This window comes from Streptomyces mesophilus (assembly GCF_011044995.1).
GTDB lineage: Bacteria > Actinomycetota > Actinomycetes > Streptomycetales > Streptomycetaceae > Streptomyces > Streptomyces mesophilus.
Map to the genome: position 1 here is coordinate 31374 of NZ_JAAKZW010000029.1, position 18132 is coordinate 49505.

Genomic DNA, 18132 nt, shown 5'->3' on the forward strand with positions numbered 1-18132 from the left:
CCATGCAGTTCGGCCGCACCTACGAAGAGTTCGAGATCGGCGCCGTCTACAAGCACTGGCCCGGAAAGACGGTCACCGAGTACGACGACCACCTCTTCTGTCTGCTCACCATGAACCACCACCCGCTCCACATGGACGCGAACTATGCGGAGCACACGACGGACTTCGGCAAGAACGTCGTCGTCGGCAATTACATCTACTCGCTCCTGCTCGGCATGTCCGTCCCGGACGTCTCCGGCAAGGCGATCGCCAACTTGGAGGTCGAGTCGCTCAAGCACGTGGCGCCGACCTTCCACGGCGACACGATCTACGGCGAGACGACCGTGCTCGACAAAACGCCTTCGAAGTCGAAGAGCGACCGCGGAATCGTCTACGTGGAGACCAAGGGCTACAAGCAGGACGGCACCCTCGTCTGCGTCTTCCGCCGCAAGGTCATGGTCCCCACCGAGACGTACATCAAGGAGCGCGGCGGCGAGCAGCCCGGCCGCCCCGACCTTCAGGAGCGCTGACCCATGGCACGACTCGCCCAGACCGCCGGCCTGACGGACATCCAGCAGGAAATCCTGTCCACCGTACGGAACTTCGTGGACAAAGAGATCATTCCGGTCGCCACCGAGCTCGAGCACCGCGACGAGTACCCGCAGGACATCGTCGACGGACTCAAGGAGTTGGGCCTGTTCGGCCTGATGATCCCCGAGGAGTACGGGGGCCTGGGCGAGTCGCTGCTCACGTACGCGCTCTGCGTGGAGGAGATCGCGCGCGGCTGGATGTCCGTGTCCGGGATCATCAACACGCACTTCATCGTGGCGTACATGCTCAAGCAGCACGGCACGCAGGAGCAGAGGGATCACTTCCTGCCGCGGATGGCGGCCGGCGAGGTGCGGGGCGCGTTCTCGATGTCCGAGCCCGGCCTCGGCTCGGATGTGTCGGCGATCACGTCGAAGGCGGTCAAGGACGGTGACGAGTACGTCCTGAACGGCCAGAAGATGTGGTTGACCAATGGCGGAACGTCAACTTTGGTCGCCGTGCTCGTACGAAGTGACGAAGGACACCCCGAGGGCACTGCGCCCCATAAGTCGATGACGACCTTCTTGATCGAAAAGGAGCCGGGATTCGGCGAGGTCCGACCGGGTCTGACCATTCCGGGAAAGATCGACAAGATGGGGTACAAGGGGGTCGACACCACCGAACTCATCATGGACGGCCTGCGAATTCCGGCCAATCGCGTCCTGGGTGGTGAGACGGGCCGCGGTTTTTACCAAATGATGGACGGGGTCGAGGTCGGCCGCGTGAATGTCGCAGCGCGTGGTTGTGGCGTCGCACAACGTGCTTTCGAACTCGGCGTCTCGTACGCCCAGCAACGCCACACTTTCGGGAAGCCGATCGCCCACCACCAGGCGATTCAGTTCAAGCTGGCCGAAATGGCCACCAAGGTCGAAGCGGCGCATGCGATGATGGTGAATGCAGCACGCAAAAAGGACACCGGCGAGCGAAACGACCTCGAAGCAGGGATGGCGAAGTACCTCGCCTCCGAGTACTGCAAAGAAGTCGTGGAGGACGCGTTCCGTATCCACGGTGGGTACGGGTTCTCCAAGGAGTACGAGATCGAGCGTCTCTACCGCGAAGCCCCCATGCTGCTGATCGGTGAAGGTACCGCCGAGATCCAGAAAATGATCATTGGTCGCAGGCTGCTCGAGGAATATCGAGTTCAGGGCTGAACGTCCCTTTTGGGATGGTTCATCAAGGGCGAAGATCACACCCTGTGAGCGCTGTTCGGCCTCCGACTCGGCTTCCTGGCTTGCCCAGTTGCGGTGCGCAACCGCTACCATCCCGGGAAAGCCGCCGTCCCCCGTCACAGCGCGGCATCATCCGCTACGAAGGTCATCCATGCCCCACAGCCAGAACTCTGCACCAAGCGACAGCCGCCGCGGCGTACGCCTTGCTCGCGGAGCGTCGCCGTGGCTTCTGCCGACCGTCGCCACCGCAGCTCTCAGCCTCGTCCGCTCGCGCCGCTCCGGCGCCGCGAAGGCCGTCGCCGTACCCGCCACCGCTCTGGCGGCGGGCATGCTGTGGTTCTTCCGCGACCCCGAGCGCGAGATCGCTCAGGGCCGGGTCATCTCCCCGGCCGACGGTGTGGTGCAGAGCATCATGCCGTGGAAGGACGGGCGCACCCGCGTCGCGATCTTCATGAGCCCGTTGAACGTGCACGTCAACCGCGCGCCCCTCGCGGGCACGGTGACGTCGGTCGAGCACATCCCCGGTGGTTTCGTCCCGGCGTTCAACAAGGAGAGCGAGAACAACGAGCGCGTTGTCTGGCACTTCGACACCGAGCTCGGCGACATCGAGATGGTCCAGATCGCGGGAGCGGTCGCGCGTCGCATCGTGCCGTACGTGCCGCAGGGCACCAAGGTCGAGCAGGGCGAGCGCATCGGCCTGATCCGCTTCGGCTCGCGCGTGGACATCTACCTGCCCGAGGGCATCGAGGTGGATGTGGAAGTGGGGCAGAAGACCGTGGCTGGGGTGACTCGCATTGACCGTGGTTGATCCTGATACACAGGCCGGCTGGGTCCCGGAAGCCGAGGAGGACGACGAGGAGGAAATGCCTCTGTCGCTCCGCCTCTCAATAGCGGACACCCTCACCCTCGGGAACGCCACCTGCGGGTTCATGGCGGTGTACTTCACCACCACCGGCATCCTCATCCCGCACTTCACGGGCAGTGAAGAAGTCGGCATGGCGCAGCGCAGCGCGGCCACGGCCGTGATCCTGATGCTGTGTGCCGCCGTCTTCGACCTGTTCGACGGCCTGGTGGCGCGCAAGCTGCGCTCCTCGCCGATGGGCGCCGAGCTGGACAACCTCTCGGACCTGATCAGCTTCGGGCTCGCGCCCGCGTACTTCGTGCTCGTCTACGGCATGGTGACGGACGGCGCCCACCAGAAGGTGGCCGCGGTCGGCGCGATCGTGGTCCTGTTGGCGGTGGTGCTGCGGCTTGCGCGGTTCTCGTGCGTGACCGTCAAGGACGGCACGTTCCAGGGCATGCCCTCGCCGTTCGGTGCGCTGACCGTGGTCTCGATCGTGCTGCTCGAGCTGCCGTTCGTCGCGACGCTGCTCGCGGTCGCCGGTACGGCCTGGCTGATGGTGAGCCGGGTCGAGTACCCGAAGCCGCGGGGCCGCCTGGCCGTCGCGATGCTGTCGTGGATCGTGCTGAGCATGGGCCTGCTGGCGGCGTGGGCGTTCGACGCTCCCGGTGGCCAGCTGCTCCTGCAGACGGGCTGTGCGCTGCAGCTCGTGCTCGGTGCGGTCATCCCGCTGTTCGCCACGGCCCGCCGGGTGAACAACTTCCGGGACAACCGGCGCGAGGCCCGGGCGGCGCAGCTTCCCTAGCCTGCGGCGCAGCTTCCCTGGCTCGTACGTGACGAAGGGCCCCGAACCGTATCGGTTCGGGGCCCTTCGCGTTGCCCGGGAGCAGGGCGTCCTGCCCCCTCAGCGGCCGTCAGCGGCCCTCGTACTCCCGGGACGGCACAGGGCCCGAACCGTAGTGGTTCGGGCCCTGTGCTCGGCGTACGTGGGGTCAGGAGCGCTTGAAGCCCTGGGCGGCCTCCGAGACCTCGGCCTCGCGGACCACCGAGGAACCGCCCTTCGCGGCCTTGTCCGGCTTGATGATGACGCTCTCCAGGGACGAGGGCGCGTTCGGGTCCGTGAAGTTGTGGACGCCGAAGCCCGCGTCCCAGTCCTTGATGGTCAGGAGCGCCTTGTCGACCCCCTCGCGCGTGAGGTCCTTGCTCTCGCAGGCCCGCTTGAGCGCCTCTCCCATGGTCGTGGCGGCGGTCCAGCCCGCCACGACGCCGTTGTCCAGGGCGTCCTTCGGGTACGCGGCCGCGTAGTCACCGGCCAGCTTGCTCGGCCCCTCCGCGTCGTCGCCGATGGGCAGCGAAGGCGTCGACACGAAGTACATCGCCTCGAGCGCGGGCGCCGCCTGGGTGGCGAGCAGCTGCGGGGCGTACGCGGAGTTGTTGCCGATGATCGGCACCTTCATGCCGCCGGCCGCCGCGACGCCGACGAGCGAGGCCGCCTGGCGCGGGCCCGCGCTGATCACGATGGCCTTGACGCCGGCCTTCTTGAGCGCGGCGACCTGCGCGGTCATGTCGTTGTCGGTCGGCTTGATCTTCTGCTCGACGACGGTCAGATCGTTCTGCTCGGCCATGTACTTCGAGCCGGACAGGGCATTCTCGCCGTAGTCGCCCTCGAAGTAGACATGACCGATCTTGTCGCCCTTCTTGACGCCCTTCTCCTTCATCAGGAAGTCGATCGCATTGATCGTCTCGATGTCGTACGTGGAGCCGAGGACGCGCACGTACGGGGAGCCGAGCAGCGAGGCCGACCAGGCCTGCGGAAGCACCAGGGGCTTGTCCGCGTCGATGCGCTGCTTGACGGACGCGACGAAGGGCGAGCCGATGAACTGGGCGAAGCCGAGCACCTCCGGCTCCAGCTCCGTGTAGCCCGCGACGGCCTTCTGCGGGTCGTAGCCGTGGTCGCGAACCGTCAGTTCCAGTTTGCGACCACAAATGCCGCCGGCGGCGTTGGTCTGCTTCACGTAGAGCTGCTGGGCCTGGGTGACGCTCTTGCCCAGCGTGGCGTACACACCGGTCATGTCGGTCAGAGCGCCGAGCTTGATGGTCTTGTCGGTGACTCCCACACCGGTCTTCACACCCCCGGCGCCCGCCTTGCCGTCGTCCTTGTCCTTCGCCTTGGAGCTGCAGCCCGCAGCTCCCGCGATGGCCAGGACCGCGGCGATCGCTGCCGCCGTGGCCTTCCTCCTGTGTGCACGCGCTGTTGTCATCGGTCGTTCCCTTCAGAGCCGGAGGGTTCCCCTGGTGTTGCTTTCGAACGCCGGGCGGCGAGGCGGACGAGACCGCCCGGCAGGAAGAGCACGACGGCCACGAGGGCGGCGCCGTACAGGTACTTCGCGGCCTCACCCGGACTGACTCCGCCCGTGCCGGCGTCGGAGACCAGCGGCAGCGAGTCGCTGTAGCGGGTGAGGATCTGGGGCAGCAAGGACACGAAGACCGCGCCGACGACGGCACCGGAGACCGAACCGAGGCCGCCGATCACGATCATGGCGAGATATTCGAGCGAGAGGACCATGCCGAAGTACTCGGGCACGGTGCGCTGGAAGACCATGGCGAGCAGAACGCCCGCCAGGCCCGCGTACATGGACGAGAGCACGAAGACCGAGGCCCGGTAGCGGGCGACGGGCACTCCCATCACGCCGGCCGCGATCTGGTGGTCGCGGATGGCGTTCATGGCCCGTCCCGGACGCCCGCGCAGCACTCCGCGGGCGAACAGTCCGCCGGCGGCGAGCAGCACGAGCCCCAGGTACCAGAGCTTCTCCGAGGCTCCGAACGGCACGCCGGCGACGAGCAGTTCGCTGTCGTCGAAGTGCAGCCCGAAGAGGTTGAGGGACGGTACGTCACGTCCGTTGAAGCCACCGGTCAGATCGTGCGCGTTGAAGAGCACGTGCTGGCCGATGAAGATCAGCGCGAGCGTGGCGATACCGAGGTACGCGCCGCGCAGCCGGCCCGCGATGGGGCTGAAGACGCCGCCCGCGATGCCCGCGAGCCCGACGCCGAGGATCATCGCGATCCCGGTCGGCAGACCGAGCCCGGTGAGGCCGTCGTCGCCGTTCCCGGCGAAGGCGCAGTAGCCGTACGCGCCCACGGCCAGGAAGAAGGCGTGGCCCATGGAGAGCTGGCCGGTGGCGCCGGTCAGCAGGTTGAGCCCGATCGCGCCGATGGCGGCGGCCATCGCGAACAGGCCGGCCTGAAGCCAGAACCGCTCCAGGTAGAACGGCAGCACGATCAGCAGGACGCAGCCCGCGATCCATACGTACAGCCGTGGGCCGGGCAGTTTCCGCTTGGGGGCCACCGGCGGCACCTCGGGGGCCGGCTTGGTGAGGACGTCAGACACGGGCGAGCTCCTTCGTACCGAACAGGCCTGCGGGGCGGACGAGGAGGATCGCGACCATGACGAGATAGGGCGCGAGCTCGCCGAGTCCCCGTCCCAGGAAGGTGAGATCGCTCTGGTAGCCGGTCGCGAGCGACTCGGTGACACCGACGATCAGACCGCCGACCAGGGCGCCCGTGGTGGAGTCGAGGCCGCCGAGGATCGCCGCGGGGAAGGCCTTCAGGGCGGCGAGCGACGTGGCGCGTTCGAGGCCGGGCGTCGGGAACACGGTGAGGAACAGCGCGGCCACGGCGGCGAGTCCGCCCGCCACCGCCCAGGCGCCGAGCGAGACCCGGCCGAGGCGGATGCCCATCAGGGCGGCGGTCTCCGCGTTCTCGGCGGCGGCACGCATCGCCACGCCCCATGAGGTGTAGCGGAACGCGAGCAGGAACGCCGTGATCAGCAGCCCGGCCGCCAGGAACGCGGCGATCCGGGTGTGCGCGATGGTCACCGGGCCGATCTCCAGGAGCGAGTCGCCCCAGGGGTCGCCGACGGCGAGCACATCGGTGCCGATACGGCGGGTCAGATCGGTGACGAGCAGGATGTCGACACCGATCGTGGCGATCGCGAGGACGCTGTGGTCCTTGCCCCGGTAGCGCCGCATCACCAGGAACTCGATCGCCGCTCCCACCAGGGCCGCGCCCGCGATCCCGACGATCAGCGCCGGCCAGAACCCGATGTCCTCGTGGAGTACGGCGGTGACGTAACCGCCCGCCAACAGCAGCGAGGCGTGCGCGAAGTTGACCACCTCGGTGGCCTTGAAGATGACCACGAAGCCCAGCGCGATCAGGGCGTACACGGAGCCCATCGAGACGCCGTTGAGCAGGAGTTCTATGAAGGTGGTCATGACGCGGTCTCCTCGCTCTGGCCGAGGTAGGCGCGTACCACTGCCGGATCGTTCTGTACGTCGGCGGGCGTGCCGTCGGCTATGCGCTTGCCGAAGTCGAGGACGGTCACCGAGTCGGCGAGCCGCATGACCATGCCCATGTCGTGCTCCACGAGGACGATCGAGATACCGAGGCTGTCGCGTACACCCGCGATCACCCCCGCCGTACGCCGCCGCTCGTCGGCGGTCATACCGGCCACCGGCTCGTCGAGCAGCAGGAGTTGAGGCTCCATGCACAGTGCGCGGGCGAGTTCGGCGAGCTTCTGCAGGCCGTACGGGAGAGAGCCCGCGGGCTTGGCGAGGTGCTCCTCGATCCCGACGAACGCGGCGATCTCCCGCACCCGTTCGCGGTGCCGCGCCTCCTCGCGTACGGCGGACCGCAGCCGCAGACCCGAGGCCACGAAGCCGGTACGGGTGAGGCGGTGGCGGCCGAGCAGCAGCGAGTCCGCGACCGTGGCGAGCGGGGGAAGGGCCAGGTTCTGGAAGGTGCGGGCGATACCCAACGCGGCGATACGGTGCGGAGGTTCGCCGGTCAGTTCCTGCTCGCCGAAGCGGACGCTGCCGGACGTGGCCCGGTAGACGCCCGACAGGACGTTGAAGCAGGTGGACTTGCCCGCGCCGTTGGGCCCGATGACCGCGTGCACGGTGCCGGGCGCCACGGTGAAGTCGACGGCGTCGAGTGCGGTGAGTCCCGCGAACTTGACGGTCAGGGCACGCACTTCGAGTGCGGGGACGGCGGGGGCGCTCATCGGACGTCCTCCCAGCGCGCGAGGACCGGATGCTTGGCGGCCGCCTGCGAGGCGTCGGCCGCGGCGTCCTCGTCGACGACGCCGAGATAGCGGCGGCGCACCTCGTCCGATGCGGCGAGTTCGTCCGCGTCGCCGGAGAGGGTGACTTCGCCGACCTCGAGGACGTACGCGGTCGTCGCCAGCTTGAGCGCGAGCGCGGCGTTCTGTTCGACCAACAGGACCGAGACCCCTTGGGAGTTGATCTCTCGGACGGTGTCGGCGATCCGGGTCGCCATCATCGGCGCGAGGCCGAGCGAGGGCTCGTCGAGCAGCAGCAGCTTCGGCTCGGCCATCAGCGCGCGGCCGACCGCGAGCATCTGCTGCTCGCCGCCGGAGAGCAGGCCGGCGCGCTGGTGGGCGCGGTCGGCGAGCACCGGGAACAGTTCGTGGACGCGGCGCAGCGCGGCGGACTTCGCCCCGCGGTCGCCGCGGGAACCGAGTGCGCCGGCGCGCAGATTGTCCTCGACGGTCATCCGGGCGAACACCTGCCGCCCTTCCGGGACTTGGCAGATCCCCTGGGCGACGATCCGGTCTGCTCCTTGCGCATGTACGGGCTTTCCGTCGAACTGCACCGTCCCGGTGGCGGAGCCGCCGTGGAAGGCGAGAGTGCGGGAGATGGCGCGCAGCAGCGTCGACTTCCCTGCGCCGTTGCCGCCGAGCACGGTGACGACACCGCCCTCGGGTACGTCGAGCGAGACCGAGCGCAGGGCGCGCACAGGTCCGTAGGACGCCGACAGGTCGCGCACGGTAAGTGCGGCACCTTGCATGGCTCCCCTTTCAGAGGCGGGCCCATCCAGGGCGACGCGGTTTGGGGTCGGCACAGAATCAGCACCGACCAGCCGGTATGTCTACGGGTCAGTAATGAAACGTTGCCCATGACCAGGCGAGGCGCCCGGCCGTTGTGCTGCAGCACAAGACCCCGTGTCAGGGGCCTATCCGCCCGGGGATCCAGGTGGCATCCTCGGCGCTCATGGCAGCTCGAGGACCTCGCACCAAGCAGGAGTGGAAGGTATTGGCCGAGACCTGTGAAGCGCTTCTCACGCGCCTTCAGGACCTGGTCGACGGGCATCTTCGGCTGCTCGACGCCCACTCCCCCACCTACGAACACGTCATCCCCTACGACCAGCACTGGCAGCAGGCCGAGACGGCCATGCGGATCGGGATCGAGGCGCTCTGCGCACCCAAGCACTCGCCGCGGCGGGACCTGGAGTACGCCGAGTCGATGGGCCGGCGCAGCGCCCAGCAGGGGCTGCCGCTGAACCTCCTGGTGCACGCGTACCGCCAGGCGGGCCGGCTGGTCTGGGACGAGCTGCTCGCCGAGGCCCAGCGAGGGCATCCGGAACGGCTGCCTGTCCTGATGCAGTCGGCCTCGATGGTCTGGTCGGCGGTCAACGACCAGGAGGACACGCTCTCGGAGGCCTACCGCGCCACGGAGCTGGAGCTGCGCCGCCGTACCGACGAGCGGTTGCAGGCGCTGCTCGACGCGCTGCTCGACGGCCAGGACGCGCCCGAGCTCACCTCGCGCGCGGCGGCCGGCCTCGATCTTCCCGAGCAGGGCCGGTACGCGGTGGTCGTGCTGCCGCTCGACCGGCGCGACGGCAGCGAGCCGTTGCACCGTCTGATACGGGCGACGGGCGTCCGGTTCGTCTGGCGGATGCGGGCGGACTGCGAGCTGGGGGTCGCGGCGCTGGACACGTCGGTGGGTCTCGACGCGTTGTCCGGTCTGCTGGAGGCGGGGTGCACCGGGCCCGGCGGGATCTCGCCCGTGGTCGGCGGGCTCGCGGAGCTGGGGCGGGCGCGGCGGCTCGCCGAGCTGGCGCTGCGTACCTGTCCGCCCGATTCGACGGCGATCGTCCGGCTGGACCGGCGGGTGCCGACGGCGCTGGTGGTGGGGCAGCCGGAGTTGGCGGGCCGTCTGGTGAAGGACGTGTTCGGCCCGCTGCTTTCACTGGATCCCGCGGACCGTGCCGTGCTCCTGGAGACGCTGAACGCGTGGCTCGACTGCGAGGGGTCCGCGGGGCGGGCGGCCGGGCGGCTGTACTGCCACCGCAACACGGTCTTCAACCGGCTGCGGCGGCTCGAGCAGCTGACGGGGCGGGATCTGTCGCGGCCGCGGGATCTCACGGAGATGACGCTCGCTTTGGATGCGCATCGGTTGGCGGTGGGGTCGTGAGGGGGCGCCTGCGGCGGGCCGGGGCTAAGTAGGGAACCCGTTCTCGAGCTCCGCCGGTCCCCGTCCCTCCGTCAGCACCCTCAGCGCCGCGCGCACACGGCGGGCCAAGGCGGGGTGCAGGTAAGAGTCGAGGTCCGGGGCGGGGGTCAGGCGCCAGGAGTCGAGTTCCTCGGTCTGGAGGGTGATCGTCTCGAAGGTCTCCTCGGGATGGACGCCGCCGTCGTAGAGGTACGCCGCGATCGGCGGTCGGTCCGGGCCCTGGGCCCAGTCCACGGCGAGCAGTGCGCCCGGGGTGACGTCGAGCCCGATCTCCTCGAGCGTCTCGCGGCGGGCCGCCTGCCGTGGGGTCTCGCCCTGGTCCGACTCGATCGTGCCGCCCGGAAGCGCCCAGCCCTCGCGGTAGTTGGGCTCGACGAGCAGCACCCGGCCCCTCTCGTCGCGCAGCAGCATCGCCGCGCCCGCGAGGATCTTCGGGAGGCCGGCGATGTACGTGGCAAAGTCAGCTGTCGTCATCCCGGCACTGTAACCACCGTCGGCGCCATGGGCGCCAGGGTCATTTCTCCGCCCCGTACAGCTGGTGCACCGCCCTGCCGCCCTCGCCGAGCGGCACGCTGATGTGCTCGAGCACGTCCTCGAGCACATCGATGTCACCGGTCCTGATCAGCGGCTCGGGAGGGGGTGCGGCTGCGGCCGGGGCGGTCAGGGAGAGGGCCGAAAGCACGGCGGCCGCGGCCACCGCCTGCGTACGTCTCATGTGATCAGTCCTCGTCCTGGCTGCGGGACTTCACGGCCCGGCGCAGCCGGTGGTGGCGGGTCGGCGACTGTTCGGTGATCGCGTCGCCGACCATCGCCTTGACAGCGTCGCGCATGCCGCGCAGCGCGTGGTGGCGGGGCGGTCCCGCGCCCGGGTCCTCGCGGAGCTCCTTGAGCAGGGCCCAGCACAGGGCGAGCATCACGATGACGAAGGGCAGGGCGACGAGGATGGTCGCGCTCTGCAGGGAGTTGAGGCCGCCCGCGACCAGGAGCACGGCAGCGACCGCCGCCATCAGCACACCCCAGACGACCACGAGCCAGGTCTTGGGGTGCAGGGCCCCGCGGCTGGTGAGCGAACCCATCACCAGGGAGGCCGAGTCGGCGCTGGTGACGAAGTACGTCATCACGAGGATCATCGCGATCCACGAGGTGACGGTGCCGATCGGCAGCGCGTCGAGCATGGTGAACAGCGCGGCCTCGGGCCCGTCGGAGATCTTCCCCGCCATGTCGGCCTCGCCGGTGGCGTCGAGCCGGATGCCCGTACCGCCCATGACGCAGAACCACACGACGGTCGCCGCGCTGGGCACGAGCAGGACGCCGACGAGGAACTCACGGATCGTACGGCCGCGGGAGATCCGGGCGATGAAGGTGCCGACGAAGGGCGCCCAGGACATCCACCACGCCCAGTAGAAGATCGTCCAGCTGCCCAGCCAGGAGCTGTCGGTGAACGCTCCGGTGCGGGTGGCCATGGGGATCAGGTTGATCAGGTAGTTGCCGACGCTCGCGGGGATCGCGTCCAGGATGTAGACGGTCGGGCCGATCACGAAGATGAAGGTCATCAGGCAGGCGGCGAGCACGATGTTGAGCGTCGAGAGCCATTTGACGCCCTTGTGCAGACCCGAGAACGCGGAGCCGACGAAGGCCGCGCCGAGCGCCACGATGATGATCACTTCGAGTGTCGTGGAGTCCTCGACGCCCGTGGTCAGGTTGAGGCCCTTGGCCACTTGGAGGGCGCCGACGCCGAGGCTGGTCGCGGTGCCGAAGACCGTGGCGAAGACCGCGAGCAGATCGATGAGGCGGCCCGGCCAGCCTGCCGCGCGCCGCGCGCCGATCAGCGGGACGAAGACCGAGCTGAGGCGGTTGCCGCGGCCCTTGCGGAAGCCCGCGTAGGCGAGGGCGAGGCCGGCGATGCCGTAGATCGCCCAGGGGGTGAGCGTCCAGTGGAAGAACGAGTACTGCAGCGCCGTACCGGCCGCGGCGTCCGTGCGCGGCTCGACACCGGCCGCCGCCGGCGGAGGGCTCAGGTAGTGCTGGAGCGGTTCGCCGACCCCGTAGAACATCAGGCCGATGCCCATGCCGGCGCTGAACATCATCGCGATCCACGCGAGGTTGGTGAACTCGGGCTCGGAGTCGTCCCGGCCGAGGCGGATCTGGCCGAAGCGGCTGACGGCGATCACGACGCAGAGGACCAGGAAGATGTCCGCCGAGATCACGAACAGCCAGGCGAAGTTGTCCAGGACCCAGGCAAGCGCGGTCGACGAGGCGCTGTCGAAGGAGTTCTTGCCGATCGCGGCCCAGGCCACGACCGCGACGACGACCGCGACCCCGATACCGACGACCGTGAGGTCCGGCTCACGCGCTTCCGCGGGGCCGCCGGGCTCGGCGGGATCCGTGCGTCCCGGCGGACCCGGCGGGTCCGTGGGGCCGTTCTGATCGATCGTTTCCGTGCTCATGGCGCCCCACTATGGTCGGAAATAGTGGTGTTTTTCGCCTGGGCGCGCCGTCTCGCGGTACGGGTGGCCATGGGCAGGGGCCCCTCCCTCCGGTTAAGGTCGGGGCGGCGCGACTGCCTTGACGCGAGCAAGGCCCGAAAGCAAGGGGAACCAAGGTGGCGGACGCTGCAGAGACGGCTCACTCGGCGACTCACTCGTCGACGGAGCGGGTGCTGATAGCCGCGGACAAGTTCAAGGGTTCGCTCACGGCCGTGCAGGTCGCCGAGCGGGTCGCGGCCGGGCTGCGCCGTGTGGTGCCCGATCTCACCGTCGAGGCGCTGCCCGTCGCGGACGGCGGCGACGGCACGGTGGCGGCGGCGGTCGCGGGCGGCTTCGAGCGGCGTGAGGCCGAGGTCACGGGCCCGCTGGGCACTCCGGTCACGGCTGCCTATGCGCTACGGGGCGACACCGCCGTGGTCGAGATGGCCGAGGCCTCCGGTCTCCAGCTGCTTCCCGAGGGCGTCTTCGCCCCGCTCACCTCGACCACGTACGGCTCCGGCGAGCTGCTGCTCGCGGCGCTCGACGCGGGCGCGCGCACGATCGTGTTCGGTGTCGGCGGCAGCGCCACGACCGACGGCGGCGCGGGCATGCTGGCCGCGCTCGGCGCGACGTTCCTGGACGACGCCGGTGAGCCGGTCGGCGCGGGCGGCGGTCCGCTGCGCGATCTGGCCTCCGCCGATCTGTCGGGCATCGACCCGCGCTTCGCCGAGGTGGACCTGGTCCTGGCGAGCGACGTCGACAACCCGCTGACCGGACCGAAGGGCGCGCCGGCGGTCTACGGTCCGCAGAAGGGCGCGACGCCCGAGGACGTCGAGGCCCTGGACGCCGCGCTCGCGCACTTCGCGCAGGTCCTGGAGAAGGCCATCGGCCCGAAGGCCGCCGAGCTCGCCGCCTCCCCGGGCGCGGGCGCCGCGGGCGGTATCGGCTACGGCGCGCTGGTCGCGCTCGGTGCGCGGTTCCGTCCCGGGATCGAGGTCATGCTCGACGTGCTCGGCTTCGCGCCCGCGCTGTCGCGCGCGACGCTGGTGATCACGGGTGAGGGCTCGCTCGACGAGCAGACCCTGCACGGCAAGGCCCCGGCGGGCGTCGCCGCGGCGGCCCGTGCGGCCGGTGTCGAGGTCGTCGCCGTGTGCGGCCGGCTCGCGCTGCCGCCGGAGGCCCTGGGCAGGGCCGGCATCCGGCGGGCGTACCCGCTGACGTCGGTCGAGCCAGATGTGGCCAAGTGCATCGCCGAGGCGGGGCCGATCCTGGAGCGGGTGGCCGAGCAGATCGCCCGCGACTTCCTGAACTGAGCCGACAGAGCGGGCGGCTTCCCGGGCTGCACCGACAGCGGGCGGCTTCCTGAGCACAGCCGCCAGCGCCCGGCTTCCTGAGCTGAGCTGCTCACGCGCGGTTTTCCGATCCGAGCACCGGGCTGGGGCGGGGCCTTCCGGGCCCCGCCACCGGTCAGGCCGCCACGGCCTGCGCACCCCGTCTGCTGAGCGTGTGCCCCACGGCCACGGTGAGTGCGGCCGCCACCCCGGCGAGCGGCACCCCGGCGGATCCGGCAAGGGTGCACAGGAGGATGGCCAGCGCGCCGGCGGGCAGGGTGAGCTGCTGGACCATCGTGCGCTTGAAGTGGCGCGCGTGCAGCAGCCATACGACGAGGAAGAACAGCGCCGCGGGCACGGTCACGGCCGCCGTGGCCGCGCGTTCGGAGAGGTGCGCCTCGCCGACCGTCTGCTCGACGGCCAGCTCGACGCCCGCACCGATCGCGGCGGCCGCGGCGAAGACCAGGAAGTGGCCGTAGCCCCACACGAAGCCCTGCCGGTTGGAGGCGAGGTGCTCGTGGATGGGCACCGCGAAGTAGATCCACCACGCGCAGAACACGATGAGCAGCCCACCCGCGGCGAGCGGGACCAGCCCGTCGAGGCTCCCGTGTCCGTCGCCGTCGACGGCCTGCTGCACGGCGATGGTCGCCCCCGCGATCGTCTCGCCGAGGACGATCAGCGTGAACAGGCCGTAGCGCTCGGCGATGTGGTGCGGATGCCAGTGCGTGGCCCAGTCACGTTCCGCCACCACGGGCACGGCGAGTTCGGCCAGCATGAGTGCCACGAACACATAGCCGCGGACCGCGTCGGGCACGAACAGCATGCCGATCCAGCCGAGTTGGGTCAGCACCAGGCCGGCCGCGTACCGCCGGGCGACCCGGCGCTCGGCCGGATCGGCACTGCCGTGGGCGGCGCGCAGCCACTGGAAGGTCAGGGCCAGACGCATCACCACGTAGCCGATGACCGCGAGGGTGAAGTCGCCGTCGTCGAAGGCGCGCGGGACTCCGGCCGCCAGGATCAGGACACCGGTGATCTGGACGAGGGTCACGACGCGGTACAGGGCGTCGTCCGTGTCGTAGGCCGAGGCGAACCAGGTGAAGTTCATCCAGGCCCACCAGATCGCGAAGAACACGGCGAGATAGCCGGTGATCCCTTGCTGCCAGTGGCTCTCGGCGAAGGCATGCACGAGGCGGGAGTTGGCCTGGGCGACGGCGACGACGAAGCAGAGGTCGAACAGCAGCTCCAGCGGGGTCGCTGCACGGTGCGTCTCGTGCCGGCTGCGGGCAATCATGCGGCTCATGCCCCTCAGTTCAGCAGAGGCGGGGCTGTCTCCTGGTGCAGGCGGCGCCGATGAGGGCATACGGGCTTCGCTCCGCCCGGCATCCGACCCACGTGAGCCCCGGGGAAACCCGCTCGCCCCTGGCACCCCACGCTCCGTACCCTCGCCCCATGACCAAGCCACTCGTCGCGCTCCTCACCGGCGCCGGCATCTCCACCGACTCCGGGATTCCCGACTACCGCGGGCCCAACGGGCTGTGGCGGCGCGATCCCGAGGCCGAGAAGCTCGTCACGTACGACTACTACGTGAGCGATCCGGAGATCCGGCGCCGCGCCTGGCAGATGCGCCTGAGCGGCCCCGCCCGGCACGCGGAGCCCAACGCCGCGCACCGCGCGATCGCCGGGCTCGAAGAGCGCGGGATCCCCGTGCGGGTGCTGACGCAGAACGTCGACGGGCTGCATCAGCGCGCCGGGCTCAGCGACCGCAAGGTGCTCGAACTGCACGGCACCGCACGGGAAGTGGTGTGCATCGGCTGCCACGACCGGGCGCCGATGGAGGTTGCGCTCGCCCGGGTCGAGGCCGGCGAGGAGGACCCCGCGTGCCGGTCGTGCGGCGGGGTGCTCAAGTCGGCGACCGTGATGTTCGGTGAGCGTCTCGACCCGATGGTGATCGGTGAGGCAATGAGCATCGCGAAGGCGTGCCAGGTGTTCTTCGCGGTGGGCAGCAGCCTCCAGGTCCAGCCCGCCGCCTCGCTCGCCGGGATCGCCGCGGAGCACGGTGCGCGCCTCGTGATCGTCAACGCCGATCCGACTCCGTACGACGTGATGGCGGCCGAGGTCGTACGGGAGCCGATCGGTGAGGCGCTCCCGCGTCTGCTCGGCGAACTCACCGGCTAGAACAGTGCGTTCACCGCTCCCTGCCGCTCGAAGTCGAGGAGTTGGCGCTTGCGCTCGATACCGCCGCCGTAGCCGGTGAGACTTCCGTTCGCGCCGACGACGCGGTGGCAGGGGACGATGATGCCGATCGGGTTCTTGCCGTTGGCGAGGCCGACGGCGCGGGAGGCGGCGGGGTTGCCGAGGGCTTCGGCGAGTTCGCCGTAGGAGCGGGTCTCGCCGTACGGGATCTTCAACAGCTCGGCCCATACGGCGCGTTGGAACTCCGTGCCGTCCAGGTGGAGCGGCAGGTCGAAGTCCGTGCGGTCGCCCGCGAAGTACGCGGTGAGCTGCTCGACGACCGGCTCGAAGCCGCTGTCGTCCGGCAGCCCGAAGGTCTCCTCGGCCGGGCGGTGGCGCTGGTCGGTCATGTACAGGCCGGACAGCACGCCGTCCGTCGCGACCAGGGTGAGCGGGCCGTAGGGGCTGTCGATCACGGTGTGGGTACGCATCGCGGATCTCCTTACGCGGGGAGGAAGTTGATGGGGTGGGTGTCGGTGGCCCAGAGGTGCTGGACCGCGTAGGCGCGCCAGGGCCGCCAGGCCGCGGCGCGTGCGGTCAGCGCGGCCGGGGTCGACGGGAGGCCGAGCCCCTCGGCGGCCTTGCGGACGCCGAGGTCGCCGGGCAGGAAGGCGTCCGGGTCGCCGAGCGCCCGCATGGCGATCACTTCGATGGTCCAGGGGCCGAACCCCGGCAGCGCGCCGAGGCGTGCCCGCGCTTCGTCCCAGTCGCACTCCGGGCCCAACTGGAGGGTGCCCTCGGCCAGTTGGCCGATCAGGGTGAGCAGGGTGGTCCGACGGGTACGGGGCATAGCCAGGGTTTCCGGGTCGATTCCGGCGAGCGCCTCCGGGTCGGGGAACAGGTGGGTGAGACCGCCCTCGGGGTCGTCGATCCGTTCGCCGTACGCCTCGACGAGGCGGCCCGCGTGGGTGCGGGCCGCGGCCGTGGACACCTGCTGGCCGAGGACCGCGCGGATCGCGAACTCCGCCTCGTCCACGGTGCGCGGCACCCGCCGCCCCGGCACCTTCGCGACCAGCGGCGCGAGCAGCTCGTCGGTGCTCAACTGGGCGTCGATCGCGACCGGGTCGGCGTCGAGGTCGAGCATGCGGCGGCAGCGGCTGATCGCGACGGTGAGATCGCGCTGGTCGGTGAGGGAGAGCCGGCAGGCGATGTGGTCGGGCCCCGGGGTCAGGGCGACCACGCCATGGCCGTACGGGAGACGCAGCGTGCGCCGGTACGCGCCGTCCCGCCACTCCTCGATGCCGGGTACGGCGGTGGCGGCGAGATGCCCGAACAGGTTGTCCGGGTTGAGCGGCTTGCGGAACGGCAGCCGCAGGCTCAGGACGCCCGGCGCGCTCTCGGCGAGGCGGCCGCTCGCGCGGGTGCGCAGCTCGCCGGGGGTGAGGGCGAAGACCTCTCGTACGGTGTCGTTGAAGGTACGGATCGAGGCGAAGCCGGCCGCGAAGGCGATCTCCGCCATCGGGAGCGCGGTCGTCTCGATCAGGAGCCGCGCGGTCTGCGCCCGCTGGGAACGGGCGAGCGCGAGGGGGCCCGCGCCCAGCTCGGCCTGGAGCTGCCGCTCGACCTGGCGTGTGCTGTAGCCGAGCCGGGCGGCGAGGCCCGGGACTCCTTCGCGGTCCACGATGCCGTCGCCGATCAGGCGCATCGCGCGGGCCACGAGGTCGGCGCGGTGGTTCCACTCGGGGGAGCCGGGGGTGGCGTCGGGGCGGCAGCGTTTGCAGGCCCGGTAGCCGGCCTGCTGGCAGGCGGCGGCGCTGGGCAGGAAGGTCATGTTCTGCGGCTTGGGCGCGACCACCGGGCAGCTCGGCCGGCAGTAGATGCCGGTGGTGCGCACGGCGGTGAAGAACCATCCGTCGAAGCGTGCGTCCTTGGACTGGACGGCTCGCAGGCAGCGCTCGGTCTCGGTGTGCATACGGACAGCTTCGTACAAGGCAGCGGGCTTGGCTGGCGGAAATCCGACATGGACGTGCGGGCGGCGGCGGGCGCGGCGTCCGAGTACGGGCATGGGTTGCGGGTGGACCATATCCGGGCGCAATGGCGGGCGATTCAGGCCCAATGGCCAGGGGGTCGGGCGGGCCGCCGGAGAGACAGTGGTAGGCGGCCCTCAGCCGCTCTTCTCCGATCACATCCCTCACACCGCCGACTCCGCCAGCTCCGCCCCCTCCGAACCCTCCCGAGCCCGAGCCGCACCCCAGACGCTCCTGGTGAAGCGGCACA

General features: G+C 70.2%; 18 protein-coding genes. 7 read left to right on the forward strand and 11 right to left on the reverse strand.

Annotated elements, in window-relative coordinates:
- Positions 1–2: 2 nt before the first annotated feature.
- From G6045_RS11020 to pssA, 4 genes are all read left to right on the forward strand, one after another.
- Positions 3–509 carry a MaoC family dehydratase gene (locus tag G6045_RS11020; protein ID WP_165331693.1) on the forward strand — a complete coding sequence of 169 codons (507 nt, stop codon included), beginning with the start codon at positions 3–5 and terminating at the stop codon, positions 507–509.
- 3 nt (positions 510–512) lie between these two features.
- The gene (locus G6045_RS11025; protein ID WP_165331694.1) at positions 513–1718 is read left to right on the forward strand and encodes an acyl-CoA dehydrogenase family protein; all 1206 of its coding nucleotides are present in this window, start codon (positions 513–515) and stop codon (positions 1716–1718) included.
- Positions 1719–1887: 169 nt separating this feature from the next.
- Positions 1888–2544, forward strand: a complete 657-nt coding sequence (locus G6045_RS11030) for a phosphatidylserine decarboxylase (RefSeq protein ID WP_165331695.1) — start codon at positions 1888–1890, stop codon at positions 2542–2544.
- A gap of 55 nt (positions 2545–2599) precedes the next feature.
- A complete protein-coding gene (gene pssA, locus G6045_RS11035; protein WP_165331696.1) occupies positions 2600–3382 on the forward strand; it encodes a CDP-diacylglycerol--serine O-phosphatidyltransferase in 783 nt (260 codons plus the stop codon).
- A 187-nt stretch (positions 3383–3569) separates the two neighbouring features.
- Here the strand turns inward: pssA and G6045_RS11040 are convergent, their stop codons facing one another.
- Genes G6045_RS11040 through G6045_RS11060 form a run of 5 tightly spaced genes read right to left on the reverse strand, consistent with a single transcriptional unit; the run spans position 3570 to position 8442 of the window.
- The gene (locus tag G6045_RS11040) at positions 3570–4838 is read right to left on the reverse strand and encodes an ABC transporter substrate-binding protein (RefSeq protein WP_165331697.1); all 1269 of its coding nucleotides are present in this window, start codon (positions 4836–4838) and stop codon (positions 3570–3572) included.
- The gene (locus G6045_RS11045) at positions 4835–5965 is read right to left on the reverse strand and encodes a branched-chain amino acid ABC transporter permease (protein ID WP_165331698.1); all 1131 of its coding nucleotides are present in this window, start codon (positions 5963–5965) and stop codon (positions 4835–4837) included. The genes G6045_RS11040 and G6045_RS11045 overlap by 4 nt, the downstream gene beginning before the upstream one ends.
- Complete coding sequence (locus G6045_RS11050) at positions 5958–6848, reverse strand: branched-chain amino acid ABC transporter permease (RefSeq protein ID WP_165331699.1); 891 nt, start codon at positions 6846–6848, stop codon at positions 5958–5960. The genes G6045_RS11045 and G6045_RS11050 overlap by 8 nt, the downstream gene beginning before the upstream one ends.
- Positions 6845–7636, reverse strand: a complete 792-nt coding sequence (locus G6045_RS11055; RefSeq protein WP_165331700.1) for an ABC transporter ATP-binding protein — start codon at positions 7634–7636, stop codon at positions 6845–6847. Before G6045_RS11055 ends, G6045_RS11050 begins: the two co-directional genes overlap by 4 nt.
- Positions 7633–8442: an ABC transporter ATP-binding protein gene (locus G6045_RS11060; RefSeq protein WP_165331701.1), complete on the reverse strand. Its 810-nt coding sequence runs from the start codon at positions 8440–8442 to the stop codon at positions 7633–7635. The genes G6045_RS11055 and G6045_RS11060 overlap by 4 nt, the downstream gene beginning before the upstream one ends.
- A 203-nt stretch (positions 8443–8645) precedes the next feature.
- On the opposite strand from G6045_RS11060, the gene G6045_RS11065 reads away from it, so the two are divergent.
- Positions 8646–9848 (forward strand): PucR family transcriptional regulator, encoded by a 1203-nt coding sequence (locus G6045_RS11065; protein WP_165331702.1) that lies wholly within the window; start codon positions 8646–8648, stop codon positions 9846–9848.
- A 24-nt stretch (positions 9849–9872) separates the two neighbouring features.
- On the opposite strand, the gene G6045_RS11070 is transcribed toward G6045_RS11065, so the two are convergent.
- From G6045_RS11070 to G6045_RS11080, 3 genes are read right to left on the reverse strand one after another with little or no spacing between them, the layout of a single operon-like run.
- Positions 9873–10361, reverse strand: a complete 489-nt coding sequence (locus G6045_RS11070; protein WP_165331703.1) for an NUDIX domain-containing protein — start codon at positions 10359–10361, stop codon at positions 9873–9875.
- Between the two features lie 40 nt (positions 10362–10401).
- Positions 10402–10602 (reverse strand): hypothetical protein, encoded by a 201-nt coding sequence (locus G6045_RS11075; protein WP_165331670.1) that lies wholly within the window; start codon positions 10600–10602, stop codon positions 10402–10404.
- A gap of 4 nt (positions 10603–10606) precedes the next feature.
- Positions 10607–12334: a BCCT family transporter gene (locus G6045_RS11080; protein WP_165331704.1), complete on the reverse strand. Its 1728-nt coding sequence runs from the start codon at positions 12332–12334 to the stop codon at positions 10607–10609.
- A gap of 155 nt (positions 12335–12489) precedes the next feature.
- Here G6045_RS11080 and G6045_RS11085 point away from each other — a divergent pair, with 155 nt between their 5' ends.
- On the forward strand, positions 12490–13665 hold the full coding sequence (locus tag G6045_RS11085) for a glycerate kinase (protein WP_165331705.1): 1176 nt from the start codon (positions 12490–12492) through the stop codon (positions 13663–13665).
- A 154-nt stretch (positions 13666–13819) separates the two neighbouring features.
- Here the strand turns inward: G6045_RS11085 and G6045_RS11090 are convergent, their stop codons facing one another.
- Complete coding sequence (locus G6045_RS11090) at positions 13820–14983, reverse strand: low temperature requirement protein A (protein ID WP_235967786.1); 1164 nt, start codon at positions 14981–14983, stop codon at positions 13820–13822.
- Between the two features lie 149 nt (positions 14984–15132).
- Between G6045_RS11090 and G6045_RS11095 the strand changes: the two genes are divergently transcribed.
- Positions 15133–15858, forward strand: a complete 726-nt coding sequence (locus G6045_RS11095; RefSeq protein ID WP_165331707.1) for an SIR2 family NAD-dependent protein deacylase — start codon at positions 15133–15135, stop codon at positions 15856–15858.
- On the opposite strand, the gene G6045_RS11100 is transcribed toward G6045_RS11095, so the two are convergent.
- Positions 15855–16346 (reverse strand): methylated-DNA--[protein]-cysteine S-methyltransferase, encoded by a 492-nt coding sequence (locus tag G6045_RS11100; protein WP_165331708.1) that lies wholly within the window; start codon positions 16344–16346, stop codon positions 15855–15857. The genes G6045_RS11095 and G6045_RS11100 overlap by 4 nt on opposite strands.
- A gap of 11 nt (positions 16347–16357) precedes the next feature.
- On the reverse strand, positions 16358–17827 hold the full coding sequence (locus G6045_RS11105; RefSeq protein WP_165331709.1) for an AlkA N-terminal domain-containing protein: 1470 nt from the start codon (positions 17825–17827) through the stop codon (positions 16358–16360).
- Positions 17828–18132 lie beyond the last annotated feature (305 nt).

Excerpts from the sequence above, each read along its gene's own strand:
- G6045_RS11020 (WP_165331693.1), top strand. The coding sequence starts at position 3 with ATGCAGTTCGGCCGCACCTACGAAGAGTTCGAGATCGGCGCCGTCTAC.
- G6045_RS11025 (WP_165331694.1), top strand. The coding sequence starts at position 513 with ATGGCACGACTCGCCCAGACCGCCGGCCTGACGGACATCCAGCAGGAA.
- G6045_RS11030 (WP_165331695.1), top strand. The coding sequence starts at position 1,888 with ATGCCCCACAGCCAGAACTCTGCACCAAGCGACAGCCGCCGCGGCGTA.
- pssA (WP_165331696.1), top strand. The coding sequence starts at position 2,600 with ATGCCTCTGTCGCTCCGCCTCTCAATAGCGGACACCCTCACCCTCGGG.
- G6045_RS11040 (WP_165331697.1), bottom strand. The coding sequence starts at position 4,838 with ATGACAACAGCGCGTGCACACAGGAGGAAGGCCACGGCGGCAGCGATC.
- G6045_RS11050 (WP_165331699.1), bottom strand. The coding sequence starts at position 6,848 with ATGACCACCTTCATAGAACTCCTGCTCAACGGCGTCTCGATGGGCTCC.
- G6045_RS11055 (WP_165331700.1), bottom strand. The coding sequence starts at position 7,636 with ATGAGCGCCCCCGCCGTCCCCGCACTCGAAGTGCGTGCCCTGACCGTC.
- G6045_RS11060 (WP_165331701.1), bottom strand. The coding sequence starts at position 8,442 with ATGCAAGGTGCCGCACTTACCGTGCGCGACCTGTCGGCGTCCTACGGA.
- G6045_RS11065 (WP_165331702.1), top strand. The coding sequence starts at position 8,646 with ATGGCAGCTCGAGGACCTCGCACCAAGCAGGAGTGGAAGGTATTGGCC.
- G6045_RS11070 (WP_165331703.1), bottom strand. The coding sequence starts at position 10,361 with ATGACGACAGCTGACTTTGCCACGTACATCGCCGGCCTCCCGAAGATC.
- G6045_RS11075 (WP_165331670.1), bottom strand. The coding sequence starts at position 10,602 with ATGAGACGTACGCAGGCGGTGGCCGCGGCCGCCGTGCTTTCGGCCCTC.
- G6045_RS11080 (WP_165331704.1), bottom strand. The coding sequence starts at position 12,334 with ATGAGCACGGAAACGATCGATCAGAACGGCCCCACGGACCCGCCGGGT.
- G6045_RS11090 (WP_235967786.1), bottom strand. The coding sequence starts at position 14,983 with ATGAGCCGCATGATTGCCCGCAGCCGGCACGAGACGCACCGTGCAGCG.
- G6045_RS11095 (WP_165331707.1), top strand. The coding sequence starts at position 15,133 with ATGACCAAGCCACTCGTCGCGCTCCTCACCGGCGCCGGCATCTCCACC.
- G6045_RS11100 (WP_165331708.1), bottom strand. The coding sequence starts at position 16,346 with ATGCGTACCCACACCGTGATCGACAGCCCCTACGGCCCGCTCACCCTG.
- G6045_RS11105 (WP_165331709.1), bottom strand. The coding sequence starts at position 17,827 with ATGCACACCGAGACCGAGCGCTGCCTGCGAGCCGTCCAGTCCAAGGAC.